The sequence below is a fragment of the Nostoc paludosum FACHB-159 genome (assembly GCF_014698835.1).
Classification (GTDB): domain Bacteria; phylum Cyanobacteriota; class Cyanobacteriia; order Cyanobacteriales; family Nostocaceae; genus Nostoc; species Nostoc paludosum.
This window is the reverse complement of record NZ_JACJTU010000046.1, coordinates 1-15,772: the sequence shown is the minus strand read 5'-3', so window position 1 is coordinate 15,772 and position 15,772 is coordinate 1. Positions and strand designations below refer to the sequence as shown.

18 protein-coding genes are annotated in these 15,772 nt (G+C 38.9%); 11 read left to right on the top strand and 7 right to left on the bottom strand.

Annotated features, from left to right (window positions below; all coding sequences use genetic code 11):
- The first annotated feature begins 483 nt into the window (after positions 1–483).
- Positions 484–1,236, top strand: coding sequence for a two-component system response regulator RppA (gene rppA, locus H6H03_RS30615; protein ID WP_190958811.1), 753 nt, complete (start codon positions 484–486; stop codon positions 1,234–1,236).
- Positions 1,223–2,566: a two-component system sensor histidine kinase RppB gene (gene rppB, locus H6H03_RS30610; protein ID WP_190958810.1), complete on the top strand. Its 1,344-nt coding sequence runs from the start codon at positions 1,223–1,225 to the stop codon at positions 2,564–2,566. Before rppA ends, rppB begins: the two co-directional genes overlap by 14 nt.
- Positions 2,567–2,990: 424 nt before the next feature.
- Here the strand turns inward: rppB and H6H03_RS30605 are convergent, their stop codons facing one another.
- On the bottom strand, positions 2,991–3,365 hold the full coding sequence (locus tag H6H03_RS30605) for a transposase (RefSeq protein WP_199339144.1): 375 nt from the start codon (positions 3,363–3,365) through the stop codon (positions 2,991–2,993).
- Positions 3,366–3,916: 551 nt separating this feature from the next.
- On the opposite strand from H6H03_RS30605, the gene H6H03_RS30600 reads away from it, so the two are divergent.
- The 3 genes from H6H03_RS30600 to H6H03_RS30590 are packed head-to-tail and all read left to right on the top strand — an operon-like array spanning position 3,917 to position 6,117.
- Positions 3,917–4,951, top strand: coding sequence for a tyrosine-type recombinase/integrase (locus H6H03_RS30600; RefSeq protein WP_190958809.1), 1,035 nt, complete (start codon positions 3,917–3,919; stop codon positions 4,949–4,951).
- A 3-nt stretch (positions 4,952–4,954) separates the two neighbouring features.
- On the top strand, positions 4,955–5,422 hold the full coding sequence (locus H6H03_RS30595; RefSeq protein ID WP_190958808.1) for a hypothetical protein: 468 nt from the start codon (positions 4,955–4,957) through the stop codon (positions 5,420–5,422).
- 2 nt (positions 5,423–5,424) lie between these two features.
- A complete protein-coding gene (locus H6H03_RS30590; RefSeq protein ID WP_190958807.1) occupies positions 5,425–6,117 on the top strand; it encodes a hypothetical protein in 693 nt (230 codons plus the stop codon).
- 215 nt (positions 6,118–6,332) lie between these two features.
- Here the strand turns inward: H6H03_RS30590 and H6H03_RS30585 are convergent, their stop codons facing one another.
- Complete coding sequence (locus tag H6H03_RS30585) at positions 6,333–6,998, bottom strand: hypothetical protein (RefSeq protein WP_190958806.1); 666 nt, start codon at positions 6,996–6,998, stop codon at positions 6,333–6,335.
- A 491-nt stretch (positions 6,999–7,489) separates the two neighbouring features.
- On the opposite strand from H6H03_RS30585, the gene H6H03_RS30580 reads away from it, so the two are divergent.
- From H6H03_RS30580 to H6H03_RS30565, 4 genes are read left to right on the top strand one after another with little or no spacing between them, the layout of a single operon-like run.
- Complete coding sequence (locus H6H03_RS30580) at positions 7,490–7,837, top strand: hypothetical protein (protein WP_313931962.1); 348 nt, start codon at positions 7,490–7,492, stop codon at positions 7,835–7,837.
- Between the two features lie 47 nt (positions 7,838–7,884).
- Positions 7,885–8,886: a hypothetical protein gene (locus H6H03_RS30575; protein ID WP_190958805.1), complete on the top strand. Its 1,002-nt coding sequence runs from the start codon at positions 7,885–7,887 to the stop codon at positions 8,884–8,886.
- Positions 8,879–9,586: an ATP-binding protein gene (locus H6H03_RS30570; RefSeq protein ID WP_242058065.1), complete on the top strand. Its 708-nt coding sequence runs from the start codon at positions 8,879–8,881 to the stop codon at positions 9,584–9,586. Before H6H03_RS30575 ends, H6H03_RS30570 begins: the two co-directional genes overlap by 8 nt.
- Complete coding sequence (locus H6H03_RS30565; protein WP_190958804.1) at positions 9,586–10,182, top strand: DUF6753 family protein; 597 nt, start codon at positions 9,586–9,588, stop codon at positions 10,180–10,182. Before H6H03_RS30570 ends, H6H03_RS30565 begins: the two co-directional genes overlap by 1 nt.
- A 7-nt stretch (positions 10,183–10,189) precedes the next feature.
- Here H6H03_RS30565 and H6H03_RS30560 read toward each other — a convergent pair whose 3' ends face one another.
- Entirely contained in the window at positions 10,190–10,852 is a 663-nt protein-coding gene (locus tag H6H03_RS30560; protein WP_190958803.1) for a response regulator transcription factor, read from the bottom strand.
- Between the two features lie 270 nt (positions 10,853–11,122).
- On the opposite strand from H6H03_RS30560, the gene H6H03_RS30555 reads away from it, so the two are divergent.
- Positions 11,123–11,917 carry a sensor histidine kinase gene (locus H6H03_RS30555; protein ID WP_190958802.1) on the top strand — a complete coding sequence of 265 codons (795 nt, stop codon included), beginning with the start codon at positions 11,123–11,125 and terminating at the stop codon, positions 11,915–11,917.
- Positions 11,918–12,068: 151 nt separating this feature from the next.
- Positions 12,069–12,311: a hypothetical protein gene (locus H6H03_RS30550; protein ID WP_190958801.1), complete on the top strand. Its 243-nt coding sequence runs from the start codon at positions 12,069–12,071 to the stop codon at positions 12,309–12,311.
- On the opposite strand, the gene H6H03_RS30545 is transcribed toward H6H03_RS30550, so the two are convergent.
- Genes H6H03_RS30545 through H6H03_RS40680 form a run of 4 tightly spaced genes read right to left on the bottom strand, consistent with a single transcriptional unit; the run spans position 12,308 to position 15,463 of the window.
- Positions 12,308–13,087: a hypothetical protein gene (locus H6H03_RS30545; RefSeq protein ID WP_190958800.1), complete on the bottom strand. Its 780-nt coding sequence runs from the start codon at positions 13,085–13,087 to the stop codon at positions 12,308–12,310. The two genes, H6H03_RS30550 and H6H03_RS30545, sit on opposite strands and share 4 nt — an antisense overlap.
- An 8-nt stretch (positions 13,088–13,095) precedes the next feature.
- A complete protein-coding gene (locus H6H03_RS30540) occupies positions 13,096–14,379 on the bottom strand; it encodes a hypothetical protein (protein ID WP_190958799.1) in 1,284 nt (427 codons plus the stop codon).
- A gap of 29 nt (positions 14,380–14,408) precedes the next feature.
- Complete coding sequence (locus H6H03_RS30535) at positions 14,409–15,305, bottom strand: DUF3854 domain-containing protein (protein WP_313931964.1); 897 nt, start codon at positions 15,303–15,305, stop codon at positions 14,409–14,411.
- Positions 15,269–15,463: a hypothetical protein gene (locus H6H03_RS40680; protein WP_242058066.1), complete on the bottom strand. Its 195-nt coding sequence runs from the start codon at positions 15,461–15,463 to the stop codon at positions 15,269–15,271. The genes H6H03_RS30535 and H6H03_RS40680 overlap by 37 nt, the downstream gene beginning before the upstream one ends.
- Positions 15,464–15,772: the final 309 nt, after the last annotated feature.

Genomic DNA, 15,772 nt, shown 5'->3' with positions numbered 1-15,772 from the left:
TGCTCATTGGGGTTGATTTTATTGGAACATTGTTACTAGATTGCTTTCTTTAAAATAAAAAGATTAAAAACTATTTACCGTATAGTTAATTACCTCTTTAATCTGTTTAGATTTACTTAAAAATAGATAGCAATTAAGTTTGAATTGGTAACTAACTAAGTATTTCAGTTACCCCCCATAAAAATATTGACACCCATCACGAACTCGACATATTTTTATGTTGAAGGAAAAATATGAAATCAAGATGAAATTTTTTATTTAATATTTAAAATTTCCAAAAATCAGTAGTGATAATTTATTTGTGCCAATTAATTAACTTGAGCAGAACGCAAAGCATCAACAAAAAAGAGCTAGTGAAGATGTATAGATAAGATACTAGCCTACTATCGGGTTTTGTATAGCCTAATCCTAATTTTTAAGAATTTCATCCTAATTTCATAAATTTCTGCAACCCTATTAATAGAGGTAGCCCTATGGCGAACTATGCTAAAATCACAAATTTACAATGAAATTTTAAATATCTATTTTGATATGAGGGTGCTACTAGTCGAAGATGAGCCAGATTTGGGGGCAGCTATGAAGCGTACTTTAAATCAACAAAAGTACCTGGTTGACTGGGTTATGGATGGGAATGACGCATGGACTTACTTAGAAAATAGTTCGGCGCAATATACAGTAGCGATCCTTGATTGGATGCTCCCAGGAATTAGTGGTTTAGAATTGTGTAAAAGACTACGTTATAAGGGTAATCCTCTTCCTATCTTGATGCTAACTGCTAGAGATAGAATGGAAGATAAAGTTGCTGGACTAGATGCAGGTGCTGATGACTATTTAGTAAAACCCTTCGGTATGGTGGAACTGCTGGCACGATTGCGAGCTTTACAACGTCGTTCTCCACACTTACAACCTCAACAATTAACTGTTGGTAATTTGACTCTAGATTACGGCAACAGTACAGTTGTTAGACAAAATACAACAGGTGAACAGCAAAGTATTCCATTAACTAATAAAGAATTCCAACTATTGGAATATTTCATGAACCATCCTAACCAGATTGTTACGACTGAGCAAATTCGTAATCAAATTTGGGAAGTTAATGCGGAATCTAGTAGTAATGTAGTGGCAGCGCAAATACGTTTGTTACGTCGTAAACTCACAAGTAACGACTGTCCTAACCCAATTGAAACTTTGCACGGTATGGGGTATCGTCTTAATTTCTCAGATGAATCAAAATAAACTGTTTCGGCTCACCCGCGTTCGTTTAGCTCTGTATTATGCTATTGTTATGGGTTTGATTTTAAGCCTATGTGCCTTTAGCTTTTACAGGTCTGTGTTTCATGCTCATGTGGTAGCTTTAGACAGTGAAATTGAGACTGTAGCGGGAACACTGCACGACAGTATTGAACTAAAACTACAGTCACCTGGACGTTTGGAACCATTAGTAAATCAGTTATTTCCAAATACAGGTAACTGTAGAATTGGGGCTAGTAATTGTATTCAAGAACAGCCGCATCCTAAACGTCATCTTCTTGGTATTGTCACTAAAACTAGCTACTATATACGTTTTTTTGATATTTCAGGAAATTTAATTGCTAATGCTGGTTATTATCCAGAGGGATTACCTAATATTTTTAATCCAAAAACTTGGCAATTTCTCAAAGATAGCAAAGGCAACGAATACCATCAAATTACTTTATCTCTGCATACCCAAAATTATCAGGATTGGGGATATATGCAAGTAGGGCGAAGTCTAGAAGAGTTTAATCACTATTTGGATAGTGTCAAGCTAATTTTGATATTGGGGCTGCCGATGGCTATGGTTATGATTGCATGTGCCAGTTGGTGGTTGTCAGGATTAGCGATGCAGCCAATTTATCAGTCATATCGACAAATTCAACAGTTTACAGCCGATGCTGCACATGAATTACGAACGCCTTTAGCTGCGACAAGTGCAACTGTAGAATCAGCACTTTTAATGCCAGAAATAGATGAACAAGAAACACGAGATATATTGCAAACTATACAGCGTCAAAATCAGAGGTTAACAACTTTAGTTGTTGACTTATTGATGTTAGCACGTTTAGATAGACAAGCTCAAAAGTTACAGCATGAAGTTTGTTGTTTAAATGATGTTGTTAGCGATTTAATTGAAGAATTTGAAGCGATGGCAACTACCGCAGGAGTAAAGTTGACATCATCAATCCGAGTTAAGCAAAATATGAATGTTATAGGGAATTCCGATCAGCTTTATCGATTGGTTTCTAACTTAATTGTCAATGCAATTCAATATACACTCAAAGGAGGGGAAGTCACAGTTATCTTAGAAAGCAGTGATAATTATGCTGTAATTAAAGTTCAAGATACAGGTATTGGTATCCCACAACATGAACTGAGGAGAGTTTTTGATCGTTTTTATCGGATAAGTAGCGATCGCTCTCGTAACACTGGTGGTTCTGGATTAGGATTAGCCATTGCTCAAGCAATTGTTCAGGCACATCAAGGCAAATTAAATGTACAAAGTGAATTCGGTAAAGGTAGCATTTTTACAATTCAATTACCCAGGTAACATGAGCTATAATAATTTAATTGCAATTTTGCTTTTCTTACATATTTAATTATTAGTTTTCTAATTTAAATCATACTTAAAATATTTAGAATCTACTACTAATATTTATGCTTGCAAATGTGTATTATGAAATTTATTTCAAGGGGCGACAATCGAGATAAAGTGCTTGCTGTATAAGCGTCATAGCCTGAAAACTCGCTGATAATATGCCTGCTTATTGCGAATGGAACCGACCAGTTCCTCAACCCATGCTTGGTATGAATGCCAAGCGACTATCCAATTTTGACCATATAAACCTATCCAGAAATTACTGTGACGCTTCTCAGCTCTATTTTTTTTCTTGAGTGCGACAAATATAAGAATCAAGTTTTTGAAATTTAGTTCTTTGCCCGTTTAACCAAGCACTGGTCATAGAAGACAGCGATTAATAATATTCAGGATTAGCTTGAGAAGCTTCTAGATTGTAGCCACCTGTTTTGTAATCTTTGAACATTGCTTCAATGCCAAAACGTTGACTATATATTTTGATTGCCGTGTTTAAATCTGGTAAATTAGTTAATAAATACCAAGCTTCTTTATCTTGCTTACCTCTATATTTTCTTTGCCAATACACAGCTAAATTAAACCAACCAAAACCTTGTTTTTGAGTAGCTTTAACATTGGGGTAAAAGGAGCAAATACCAGGATAAATCTCAATACTACTTAAAGGCTGAAATTTCTGTCTTTTCTTCCGAAAAGTAGTATCCTTCTTTTGACGAAATACAAAACTGAGGTTCTGCTTGTGGAGCCAATTCGCCAGTTCTATGCTAATTCTCTATACACAATTTTTTCAAGGGGTCTGTGACTCCTAAACCTTTATCTGGCGGGGTTTAGAGGCGATTGTCGCCCCTTGAAGTCTACGGTTGAGAAACTTTTGCTCCACCTCTAAAAGTTGAAGATACCAAATCAACCAATTATTTTACCTTGGTAAAGTGTCCGATTAAGGCGGCTAATGACGGACACTTGCCATAACCAACTCCTCTACAGATTTCAAACGATATGCCTCACCAGCAAGAGGGAGCAAACACATCTAGTAGTTCACCAACCCAAAAATGCTACGTGGAGGCTCTTAAGGGGGCAGGGGAGCAGGGGAGCAGGGGAGCAGGGGAGCAGAGGAGCAGAGGAGAAACTGACAGTAAGTTTTTCCCCTCTGCCCCTCTGTACCTCTGCTAACCAGAACGCAAAATTCACTTGGCAGACTACTAGCGACGAGGCAGACAACTTTTAACTTCTGCTTTGGGCAAGTTCTACCTGAAGTCGCATACAATTTGGGGTGTTGCTTCCACTGTGCTTCCAGGCGCTCGCCGCGATATGGCAAATAACTCCCAGTTTGACAACCTACCACAGATCAAACTTATTCCCTTAAATGATGAAGCTGTATGTATGGAGCAGCGAACAGGGAGGGATAGACCAGCAAAAATAGCTGCGCCGACTGATATTCGCCTTGTAAAGGTGCTGGAGTTTTTACGCAGCAACAACCTAGCGCCTAATAGCCGCAAGCTCTACGAACGCGAACTAAAGAGATTCTTAGGATGGACCCAACTGCACTATCACGAGCTACGCCCGCGTCACTTTGGATTGTACAAAGAATATCTCAGGGATGAAGTAAAAACTGATGTACAAAAGCCGCTTTCAAAAAGTAGCATCAATGCGGGAGTTGCTGCACTGAAAAGCTTTTTTAAATGGATGTGTTATACGTACCCAGATATAATTGCTACCAATCCAACACTGGGGATAAAACTAGAAAAAGTACCATTGCCACCAGCGCAAAGCCTAACACCAGAACAGATGGAAAGGGTGTGGGCAGCTTTAGAGCTACTGGGAGAAACTAAACTTAGGGATACAGCACTGGTACACATTCTCAGTCACGGGTTGAGGGCAGGGGAAATTGTCGAATTAAATGTCGGGTCATTTGATGGCAAGCTACTATTTTTGCCAGATACCAAAACGAATGAACCACGCTTAGTACCACTAAAAAAAGAAAGCCGAGAAGTTTTGCAAGAATATTTGCGATCGCGTATTGAATCAGGGGAAGAATTGAATAGCCTCACACCGTTGATGATTTCACATCATGCTTCATTTAAAGGCGAACGCTTGAGTTACCACGGCATTTACTTTGCTGTGGAGAAAATCGGAGAAATCGCAGGCATTGAAGATTTACATCCGCACTCGTTTCGGCATACCTACGCTACTGATTTAATATTACTAGGTCTTGACCCGGCTCATGCAAGGAAGCTAACAGGACATCAATCTGACAGAGCTTTTCGGCGATATACACTTCGTGGTGAACAACAAGCAGCGATCGCTGCTTACTATCGTGCGATAGGCGAAGATGAATCGGAGTAACCCATGCCCAAGCCGCTCGATCCTAAGTGTCAACTGTGTGCTAAGTTGCCAACATCTAAGGCTAAGGTGTTGCACGGGCCAGAAGGTGATGGCTGTTGGAATCCGAAGGTTTGTCACAATCGCCGTTCGTTCTACCGCAACCGAACATTAGATGATTCTGGGCAGATTGAAGCGATCGCCGTTGAGCCACCAGCCAACTATTTTGCTGTATTGTACTTATATAAAGAACCAGGGGATAAACCATTGCACGCTTTAGGTGCAGAGTTATGGCTGGGGCAAAAGCCGATTTGTCGTTTAGAGCCAATTCACTGCTTTGGGCTAACGGCTGGCAAAATACGTGCCTACACAGATAAGGTGTTGCAGGCGTTTGCTAAAGAATACAATATTTCCCTGTATCAGTATAAAGATATGTTTGAGGTTAGTCCAACGCATTGCCCAGTGCGACCTTGCCCAAAGCAGCCACAAGTTTAATCATGACCAGCTATCGGCAATTAACTATTTGGGATATTTTGGATGAGATATCAGAAGCGCCAACGACATCAACACTTGATGCAGTGTGGGAATGCTTAGATACTGAGCTAACAAATTTACCTGTAGAAGCACAGTTAACAACAGCCGCGGCCGCATTTTATCAAATAGCAGATATTCTCAAAACCCGCGCCCAGTTGTTGTTGGAGGATATACGCGCTAAGAATGATACAGACGGGCCAGTAATCAGCACCGACATCTTTGCTGGTTTGGTGCGGACAACCATGCACCTAGAATTGGATGACCTAATCGAAGAACCGCCAGCGCAGACTTTTAGACCGCATGGGCCGCATCAGTTTTCCAATACTGCCCAAAATAATGATTCAGTGGCAGCGCCTGTTGACAAAGCGAACGTCCTAACAATGCTAGAACAAGTGACAACTTTAGAAGATGTTCGCAACTTAGCAAGCGATGAAGATGTGCAAAAATGGACTGCTGCGATCGCACAGTATCTTGCACAAGTAAAAGATGAAATCGCCCTAACTAAACTGCAACGCGCTTTGAAAATGCCGATGGTGGAGGTGTGGTTGGGATTATTGCTAGGTGGCTTTAAATTAGAGCAACGTGGGGATTTTTACAATAGCCAAAATATTTGGGTAATAGGAAGTTCTTCTGGATGTTGGATGCACGAACAATAACCCACCCGATCTTTTAACAGAGCCAGTTGTAATTAATCGCCTGGCTACAAAACTAAAGATATGGGGGGCTAGCGCTTATTTTTGCCGACCAATGGTCGGCATCATCTTTCAATGGACTGATTGATTTGGTCAACAGGGGAGATCGATAAAAGAGGAGCTTTCATCCCTCAAAGGGATGAAAGCGAAGGCTGGCTTTCCTTATTTTTGAACAGGTGCTAAAACTGCGTTTTCTTCCATTCTTCAAAGTTCAGACAGCTTTTCCCGGTTGGGATCATTCCTGTGGTTGCTGACACACCGAAATTTGTCAGCGCATAATTTTCAACTTCTGCGTCTTTAAAAGCTTGTTCTACTACTGTTTGTTTTTCTTGTTTTGACAAAACTTCAACTTTCACATTCTCTGCTGTAGGAGTAGTGCTTGTTTTCTGGAGCATGAAATTTTTCACATTGTACAAGCTTTCTTCTCGCGGCTTCCCTAAAATTAAGCACCCTGTTGATTGTACAAATAGTCCTGTAGTCCAAAAATTTCTGACAAAATCCTGTTTGTTAACAAACTGAACTCCATTGGCTCCCCACACATAAACAGGCTCGAAATATCCCTTAGTTCGAGGGATTCTGGTTTCGTTGCACCTTGTTCCGTCTTTGTACGGAGCGTTCCAATCCCCACATACTTTCCAACTTATTCTGTACAAGTCCGGCGTTTCCTCTACATACTGCCTAATTTGCTCCTGCACTTCCTTATCTTTTAGGGTTTGCACATCAGTTAACTTAGCCGGATAATTATTATCTGTCTGAGCCACCTTGTCTCCATCAGACTGGCAAGCCCCTAATACTGTACCTATCAAAGCAAGGACAGTGAATAAAGTAATTTTATTTTTATTCATAAATACTCCAAAACTTGATGCGCGAAAATTACTTATCAATTTTCTTGCTTAAACCAATATCTACTTGGCGAAAATGCTAGCTCGCAAACTGCAACTATTATACATATCTGTTCTATATATCTAATCAATTCTTAACGATTTTTTGGAAACCAGATAGGCGTGTCAAAGCAATTCGCTTTTTCTCGTTGACAATTTGTAATTATTTTAAAAAGCAAATTGGGAATTCACAATTGTTTTGGTCAGACTACTATTTTATGCAGTATAACAGCCTGAATGTTCCCAAATTCCTGATATTGGGTGCGATTTGAGCATAGATGACATATTTTGTAAAAAAGTAAATCAAACATCATATAACAATTATGAATAAAGAACAAGTTACTTTCGTACTAAAAAAAACAGCACGAAAGTTTCTTTATCTTTTTAGGCGGAATATGTCATAGATAATGGGGCAGGTTGAAGAAATAATTAGTTCATAAACGCAATTGAGGTAAGTGACATCTAGAAAAATAGCGATGAAAAAAGTATGGACATTTTGGGAATTTGACCATCCGTTGGGTAGCACAGTGCGAGTAATCTCTACTCCGTTAGGGCTAGAGATATTTGCCGAAGATGTATTTAAAATTATTGCTCCAGAGTTAAATAATGAAAAGATAGTGCCGATTAATATCCACAGTCAAGAACGTTATGTGGTTATTGGAGAGCAATTAATAATAGTAAAAACCTTAAACTCTGGAGGTGTTTACAAATTGAGAGGCATAGGAGAAGAACAGGTAATTAACAATTTTAGGCAATGGACAAGAAGCAAAATCTTACCTATATTTCAAAAAGATTTTTTGTAAATAATTAAGAACTAACACAAATGATGAACAAAAGGAGAAGAAGAGAAATGACACAGATTATCGACAATAATCAAAATAATAATTTTATTGGGATTCAAGCTGATATTTCTGAGATTGAACTAACAAAAAAGATAACGTTAGATGATTTAAAACCAGAGCAGCAGTTAGAATCAGAAAAACCAGCAGTAGATATAGATATAGCTCCAGACCTAGATAAGGAGTCAGAAGAAATTGATAATAAAACAGAAGTAGGGACTAAAACTAGCATAAAAAGATTAGTAATAGTAGACGGGGGAAAAGGTGGAGTTGGTAAATCAATGTGGACGAGAGGATTTTTACAAACTTGTATAGATACGAGCAGAAGAATTGTAGCAGTAGATGCAGATAATTCTAATCCGGATTTGTTGAGATATTATGGTGAATATGGTGAGCATTGTCAGATACAACAGCTAAATATCTTTAAAGATGGTAGTATAGATAGATTTTTTGACCAGATAAAGAGAATGATTGAGCCAGAGCCAGATACATATAATCAAATGCCACCACCAGAATCACTATTTTTATTAGAGTTGCCGCCACAATCAAGACAAATATTCAAAGGATTTATAGAACAAGAGTTCTTAGAAACAGCCGCCAATGATTACGATATCAGAGTAACAATAGTCGTGGTAATCAGTCGAGTATCAGATTCAGTAAAACAATTAATAGATTTGTATAGCTTTTGCGGAAATCAAGTTGACTATATAGTTGTTAAAAATTTATTCTACGGTGAAGAGGAAGAATTTTCTAGATACAGCAACTCATCAAGAGTTCAAGAGATAAAGCAAGAGTTATTCGAGGCAGGAATCCCTCTATTTGATATTACAATGCCGGATTTACTTGAATATGCCTATGATTATTTAGATGAACACTCACTGACCTTTTCTGAAGGAATAAAGCAAAAAGAATTACCGGGAGTGAAAATGCGTGTAAAAAGTTGGCTAAAAAATTTTAAACAGCAAATTAGTCCAGTAAAGCATATTTTAGGACTGGAGAATATAAATGTCTAAATTATCTAAAAGAATGGTGATAACTGTAGGAGACTCTCGTATAGGTAAGTCTACAGTTATTAAATTGCTAATTGAAATTTATCAGCTACGAGGCAAGAAAATCAAAGTATACGATCATGATAATCGTGATAGGCTTTTGGCATATAAAGAGTTAGCGGTTATTGAAAGAATAGATTTTTTCAATAAAGGAACTGATAGGATTTTTGATGATTTGGTAGCTGATGATGTAGATATTATTTTGGTGGATATGCCGGGGCAATATATAGACAAAATTTGCCAGTATATTGTGCAATCTGAGCTATTAGAAGCATTGGTTGAATATGAATGGAAGCTAACATTTATCCAACCTATTTCTCACAGGGTAGACTGTATAGATTACTTAAATCAAATCATCCAAACCACGACTAATAACGCTAATTATGTAGTGGTAAAAAACTACCATTTTGCGCCAGAATTTAGAGAATATGAGTCAAAGATACGGAAAAACTTGTTAATGATAGGAGGTACAGAAATAGAATTAGCGGCGCTACATAGGAATCATTATCAAGCGATGGAAAAGACTGGTAAACCATATTCACAAGTTTGTCAGAATTTCTCAATAATTTTGTTCTGGAGAAGTTTCATTTTTCAGTGGATTAAAAATTTCCGCAATTCAGTGATAAATAACAATTTGGCTATTAAATATTTAGGACTTGATTGATGACATCACAAGATATATTACAAGGTTATTCTCCATCAGAACAAAGGCGCATAGTTGAAGGGGCGTACCAATTAGGAATCACACCAGATGACCCAACATTTAGGATGATGGCAACGCTGGGTCGATATGAAGAAACGATGATAGACCTCCAGGCAAGAATGGAGGCAATGATAGAAGCATGGGCAGCATTAATAGACCAAAAACTGGAGAAGACAAGTAAATCCGCCGAGTCAATGCACTATACGGTTGTCTCCAGTGCTGTGCGTGATGAGATGAAAAAAATTAAGCCGAATGGCACAGCAGGGATGAAAGTGCAAGCAGGCTGGGGGTTAGGAACAGTATCAGCAGTATGTGGAATAGTCGCGGCGACCAGTACCTTGCTGGGTTCGCTGACCACCTGGAATTTGGTGCAAAATATAGGAACGAATCAGTCAGTAGTAGTATCACATAACGATCTCAAGATTCTGCAATGGGCAAAATCCCAAGAGGGTAAACAGATGTATCAATTACTATTGAAGAATCAAGCAGCAATTGAAGCCTGTCAAGAAAGAGAAGATAAAACCAAAGGTTATTGTTTAATTCAAGTAGGAAAGTAAAAAGCACTTAACTAACGTGAAGAAGGTTTTTCGAGATATAGCCGAGTTCAGAGGCTTTGAGAATAGCATTGATGCGACTATCAACACCTAATTTAGAGTAAATATTCCTAGTATGATTTTTGACAGTGTTCTCGCCAATAAATAACTTTTCCCCGATCTCCTTATTAGAAAATCCAGCAGCAATTAATGTTAAAACATTAATTTCTCGCTCGGTTAAGCGGTCATCAAATATCTTGCCTTTGATTTTCGGCTTAGAAAAAAAGCTTAGAAAACCTTTTTTAACAATTTCCGAATCAAATAAACTTTTATTATTATAAGTAGTTCTGATGGCTTCTAAAATTAAAGAAACATCATTTTTTTTGAGAATGTAAGATTCAGCGCCATTGCCGATAGCAGCAGTGACAATTTCTTGAGAAAAATTGGAGGAAAGAACAACAACTTTAATGTTGCCCCTATAAACTTTGATTTGTTTAATAACCTCGACTCCAGAGATGTCGGGTAAACCAATATCCACGAGGACAACATCAGGCTGCAACTGTTGGACTAATTTAATCCCCTGCTCACCAGTAGAAGCATTAGCTATCATTTCCATATCTGGTTGTTGATTAATAGCCGTAGTTATGCCAAGTCTGATTAACTCTTCATCGTCAATAATTATTAATCGAATCATATAAAGCTCTGATTGTTTCAATTATTGGGTATCTCAATATTTATAACATAGTTACTGATGTAAAGTGTTTGATTTTTTATGTATAGATATATAAACTGAAAACAGTTGAGTGAGAAAAGTTAGCAAATCGAAATCAAGTAGAAAAAGTAATACTAAAATCTGATTGTATAAAAAGTTTTTCCAGTATAAAATAAAAATACTCTAAAATTTAGAAAGAGAATTAGTATTCATAAAAGTAGTAAAAATAACAATCTGTCTGAGGAAGCATATATGCAACAAGAAGTTTTAAGTAAACAGTTGGATTTTGCAGCTCTGTTACACGACGTATCAAACATTTTTAAAGGAACATCGTTAGTGCTGAATCAGATAATTGATGGTGCATATGGACATTCTTTAGAAGAAATCAGACCGTTTTTGATAAAGCTACAAGAAATGAATGAGCGGGGAAAGAGCTTGGCTGATAGAAAAACGATTTTTTTAGAACATAATTCGATGGCAGCAGTGCAGTTTGATATGTTTGATTTTTTACAAAGAAATTATTTTCAATACCAGGCAATAGCGCAGTGTCATAGCTTAAACTTGCACTATCAAACCCAAGCGTTATACAAGCATGGAACCCAAGTTAGGGCTGACAGCATCAGTATTGAGAGAATGCTATGCAATCTTGTGACAAACGCTATTAAGTACACCAAAAAGGGAGATATCTTTTTAAGACTGCTCAATCAAGAAGATGATTTAGTTATAGAGATCGAAGATACCGGCTGTGGGATTGCTGCTGAACAACTCTCCAATATATTTATTCCGTTTTGGCGATCGCCTCAGAGTAGGTTATCTGATAAGCCGGGCAGAGGAATGGGGTTGTATATTGCTTGGATGGTGGCTTATGCTCACGGACTGAGTATGAGAGTAGATTCGGTAGCCACACAAGGAACCAAATTCACCATCATATTTCCTTGCAAAGATGATGGGATCTATGGGATTGATGATAGGATGCTCCCTAAATCACCAAAACAAGTCGGAAGTCGGAGGTCGGAAGTCGGAAGTTTTGATATTAAAAAGGTTTGAAACTCCTGATTTTAAGGAGAAAGATCAGAATTATGGTGAGGCATTTAGTGCCAGACATAAGGTGTCTATGCTTCAATCCTCTAACTTTAGTTACGGGGTATTACTTCCGACTTCCGACTTCTTACTTCCAACTTCTGAAAGAGGTTACAAGATGCATTACCTATATGATGTTCAACTTTGGGACAGGATTGAAACAGGAGTGGAATTTCTAATTTTTGTGGCTTTGATGATAGCGGCAATCATCAAACTGGGGCACAACGATTTTCTACAAGCATTGTTTTACATAGTATTAGCTGTCATCATCTCACCCTGGTCAGGATTCGAGCGGGTGACGAAGCGCTATATCCTGGTAAGTGTATTCTTCCTGGGTTTATTTGTGGGATATTTTAGCTAGTCGAACTCCGGCCCATCATAAGAATTAATATTTTGTTCTGGCTGTGGTAGTTGCTGTTGTTGCCGTTGTTTTTGGTCAAAGTCGATCAGCTTTTGTGTTTCTTGTGGAGAAAGGTTGTTGTGGATAACCTTGTATTCTTTGTCACTATCTTTGTAAGCACTAAAAGCCGACAGATTATCACTTTTACGCCAAACAGTCAGACGCTGCATCCCCTCTCTCATCAATAAATTTAATCGATAAGTCATGCCTTCATAAACCCGACCGCCAATAGTATCTTGTCCCTTTGTAACAATAATATTCATTAGTGCAGGAATGAGAGACTTTTTAACAACCTGATTATTTTCAGTCTCCTTTGGTGTTGGCTGTTGGCTATCGACTAAAGGCAACTTACGCCCTTCTTCATCTAACATTTGTTGTAAAAAAGTCTTTTTCTTCTCATTGATTAAATTTTCAACTCTGGAACTATTATGTTCTGGGGTGTCAGCTTGATGTAGTCGTAATTTTTGTGTGTACTCCTTGAGGTATTTATTCTTGAGAGAGCGCCTGTAATCTTCAGTGCTTTGAGCATTTTGTGTAAGAGATAGAGTGGCTTTCATCTCATTAATAATATTTTCGCGCTCTGTGATGTCTAGTGCGGGGGTTGACTGTATTGATTTTGAAGGTGTATGTGGATATTTCTCCATCATTAGCGCCAGTCTGTAAGCCATTTGGTTGTCAGAAAAGCTACTATCGCGGTTGATGAGACTAATTGTTTGGGACACTGAGCTAGATTGCATAGGTATTATTATTCTAATTCCTGTGAATTAGTAGCAAGTTGTTGTGGAGTGTGAGATTTTTGATGTTGGGAATGTACTTCAACAGAGGGCGTATAGGTATTATTAATAATCTGGCTACGAGCATTCATCAAGTCCTGAACAACATCACTCAAGGGAGGAAGAGAAATATTCGTTTGCCCTTTGTCGTGCTGCTCGACAAGACTTTGAAGTAGAATTTTCTGATAAAGCTCGCGTTGCTCCCCAATAGTCAGCTTGCCAGTTGTAGTAAGCTTTTGGCGCATTGGAGAATTAAAGCAAGCTTGTTGTGGGTTTGATTGTGTCTTGCGATCTGGTACGTTGGGCGTAGATTGAGTAGATTGGTGTGACTGCTCCTTGTCTAAATTACGGGTAATTTCGGGATGAACGGGCAAGTCGATGTCACGGGTATCATTAGGGTCGCCTTCATAAGATTGATAATTAATATGCAGTTTTTGTGCCAACAAACCCAACTTTTCCAAATCAGCTTCAGTGATAGCCAAAGCTTTGACTTGGTGAGTCATCCCAGTTTCAGTACGCTCAAATTCAAATCTTACAGCTTCCCTTTGCAGACCCCCAAGTTCAGTTTTGAATAGCTGTAGTGTAGATTTGCCATCCGCTCCTTGCTGAAAAAGAATGCGGTAATTACCCAAGATTAAGTCATCTTTCTCAAAGTTACGGATAGCACCCATCATGATTTGTAACACTTGAGGTTGTTTGAAACTTTCTAAAATATTGTGTGTGCCACTAGGTGAAACCGAACTCAAGACACAAGCAATTTTACGTGAATCATCATCCACTGAAGGTAATTGTTTACCAGATTTGAGATAATCTGCGATCAACAAAAATTCTTGCCTCTCAACAGGCAGGATATTAATCGGATGATTTTCGGTATTAAAATCTTGAGCCAGATTCACCCGTCGCACCTGGCTCCAACGATCTGCCATGAAGGTCATCAACGGCTTACTATCGTGGCGACGGTAAATAGTGTAATCTTCGCCTTTTTTGTTAATAGTAAAAGCATCGGCTTGGTAAGTTAGCTGATTGTCCTTGGTTGCCACACCGTATTTTTTGACTAAGGCAACAGCCGCCTGTGCGATCGCTTGATTTTCTTTATCCTCAAGTTGTCGTCGTCGGTAGTTGCCCTGGTAAAGGATAACATCCTGTGTTTTAGCCCAATTGGGAATTGGTTTTAGGGGAGGAGTTTCACTGGAAAAGGCAGAGGGCAGGAGGCAGGAGGCAGAAGGAATGTCTCCTGCCCTCTGCCCACGACCCAAAGGAGTAAGGGTCTGAAGCCTCTCCCAAATCAAAGATTTGGGAGCTTCCAATTGGGAGGAGTCACAATCCCCTGACAATTGGTTCCTTCTGCCCTCTGCCTCCTGCCTTCTTGAATTATTGATTTGTTCCTCTTCCAAGGAAACCAGCTAAATGAACCAGCATCAATTTCTGTTTGCTCTAAGGGTAAGTGAATTTGTGAATTGGTTGGTTGTTGATTCTGATCTGTTGTATTCGGTAGTGATTGTTGCTTCTTTGTAGTATCAGATATTTCGTTAGTAGTATTTGACGGCGGAGATTGCTTATTGTCGGTTGATACTGCTGCAACAGTCTGATCTTTTGGACTAACTTTCCGTACTGTGCCATCTTTTAACTTGATATTTGAGCGTAATTCCAGACAGCGTTGATTATCCCATTCTTTTATAGGTAAGGCTTGGGCGTGTAATTGTGCAAAAGCTTCACTTCCTTGTGCGACGATAAAATCATCCACGCCTTTATCTGGGCCGGGTAGAGAAATCACACTCACTTCGCCACCATTCGCCTCTAGTAATTGTCCAGTACGCAAAGTGGCAGCATCAACATTTTTTTTGGTTTTAGGGGTAGTGTCAAAATCAAAGCAGATTTTGAAGTCTCGCCCCGTAGTAGCAAAAACCGCTAACTCAGGATGCAAAATGTGGGTCTGATTGCCAACAAGTTGATTGTTCTGCGCTTTATTAGTATCGTCTTGTGTTTCGTCGGACTCAATTTCATCGGGTTCAATCACAGCCAGGGTAGGATCGGACTTAATTTCATCTTTCTTGATTTCATTATCAATGCGATTGTCAAGCTGATTGTTGGTTTTGTAGTAGCCGCCGTTAATTCCCGCTAGCCCAATTGCTGCATGACCTTGGCTTAACAAACTGGCTGCTTTTTTGGCCCCCTCAGTAATGGTGATGGGAATGTTGTGCTTCCAAACGCAGTACCAAAATCCACTGGCGCGATCGCTATCGGTGGGATTGACTTGCGCTTTTTGGTAAATCTGTAGTGCAATATCGTCTGGAATATCAAGTAGAAAGATACTTTTTTCAATTCCTGGTGGATGTTCATATTTGGTGAATTTTCCGGGGATGATCTCATGTGTGTCCTTATCTCGTTTTGGACGTGGTTGATTGGGCTTATAGCAACCCCAAGCTTTCCAACTTGATTTCGCTGCTGGTGCTAACTGCTCAAATTTGGTGGGGTCTACACCAGACTTACACCACCAACCACCAGCTTCGATATGAGAATATGCGTCACGCCACCCCTTAGACCCGGATTTCTCACAAAGATATAAAAAAAAGGGGTCAAAAACTGCGAAAATGTATATAGGATAAGCATTTCAGCAGTTATTAAGCATGACCCCAGCATTTACAGATC

Bases quoted from the DNA above. Each gene is read 5' to 3' on its own strand.
- rppA (WP_190958811.1), top strand. From the start codon at position 484: ATGCTAAAATCACAAATTTACAATGAAATTTTAAATATCTATTTTGAT.
- rppB (WP_190958810.1), top strand. From the start codon at position 1,223: ATGAATCAAAATAAACTGTTTCGGCTCACCCGCGTTCGTTTAGCTCTG.
- H6H03_RS30600 (WP_190958809.1), top strand. From the start codon at position 3,917: ATGGCAAATAACTCCCAGTTTGACAACCTACCACAGATCAAACTTATT.
- H6H03_RS30595 (WP_190958808.1), top strand. From the start codon at position 4,955: ATGCCCAAGCCGCTCGATCCTAAGTGTCAACTGTGTGCTAAGTTGCCA.
- H6H03_RS30590 (WP_190958807.1), top strand. From the start codon at position 5,425: ATGACCAGCTATCGGCAATTAACTATTTGGGATATTTTGGATGAGATA.
- H6H03_RS30585 (WP_190958806.1), bottom strand. From the start codon at position 6,998: ATGAATAAAAATAAAATTACTTTATTCACTGTCCTTGCTTTGATAGGT.
- H6H03_RS30575 (WP_190958805.1), top strand. From the start codon at position 7,885: ATGACACAGATTATCGACAATAATCAAAATAATAATTTTATTGGGATT.
- H6H03_RS30570 (WP_242058065.1), top strand. From the start codon at position 8,879: ATGTCTAAATTATCTAAAAGAATGGTGATAACTGTAGGAGACTCTCGT.
- H6H03_RS30565 (WP_190958804.1), top strand. From the start codon at position 9,586: ATGACATCACAAGATATATTACAAGGTTATTCTCCATCAGAACAAAGG.
- H6H03_RS30560 (WP_190958803.1), bottom strand. From the start codon at position 10,852: ATGATTCGATTAATAATTATTGACGATGAAGAGTTAATCAGACTTGGC.
- H6H03_RS30555 (WP_190958802.1), top strand. From the start codon at position 11,123: ATGCAACAAGAAGTTTTAAGTAAACAGTTGGATTTTGCAGCTCTGTTA.
- H6H03_RS30550 (WP_190958801.1), top strand. From the start codon at position 12,069: ATGCATTACCTATATGATGTTCAACTTTGGGACAGGATTGAAACAGGA.
- H6H03_RS30545 (WP_190958800.1), bottom strand. From the start codon at position 13,087: ATGCAATCTAGCTCAGTGTCCCAAACAATTAGTCTCATCAACCGCGAT.
- H6H03_RS40680 (WP_242058066.1), bottom strand. From the start codon at position 15,463: ATGAACATCCACCAGGAATTGAAAAAAGTATCTTTCTACTTGATATTC.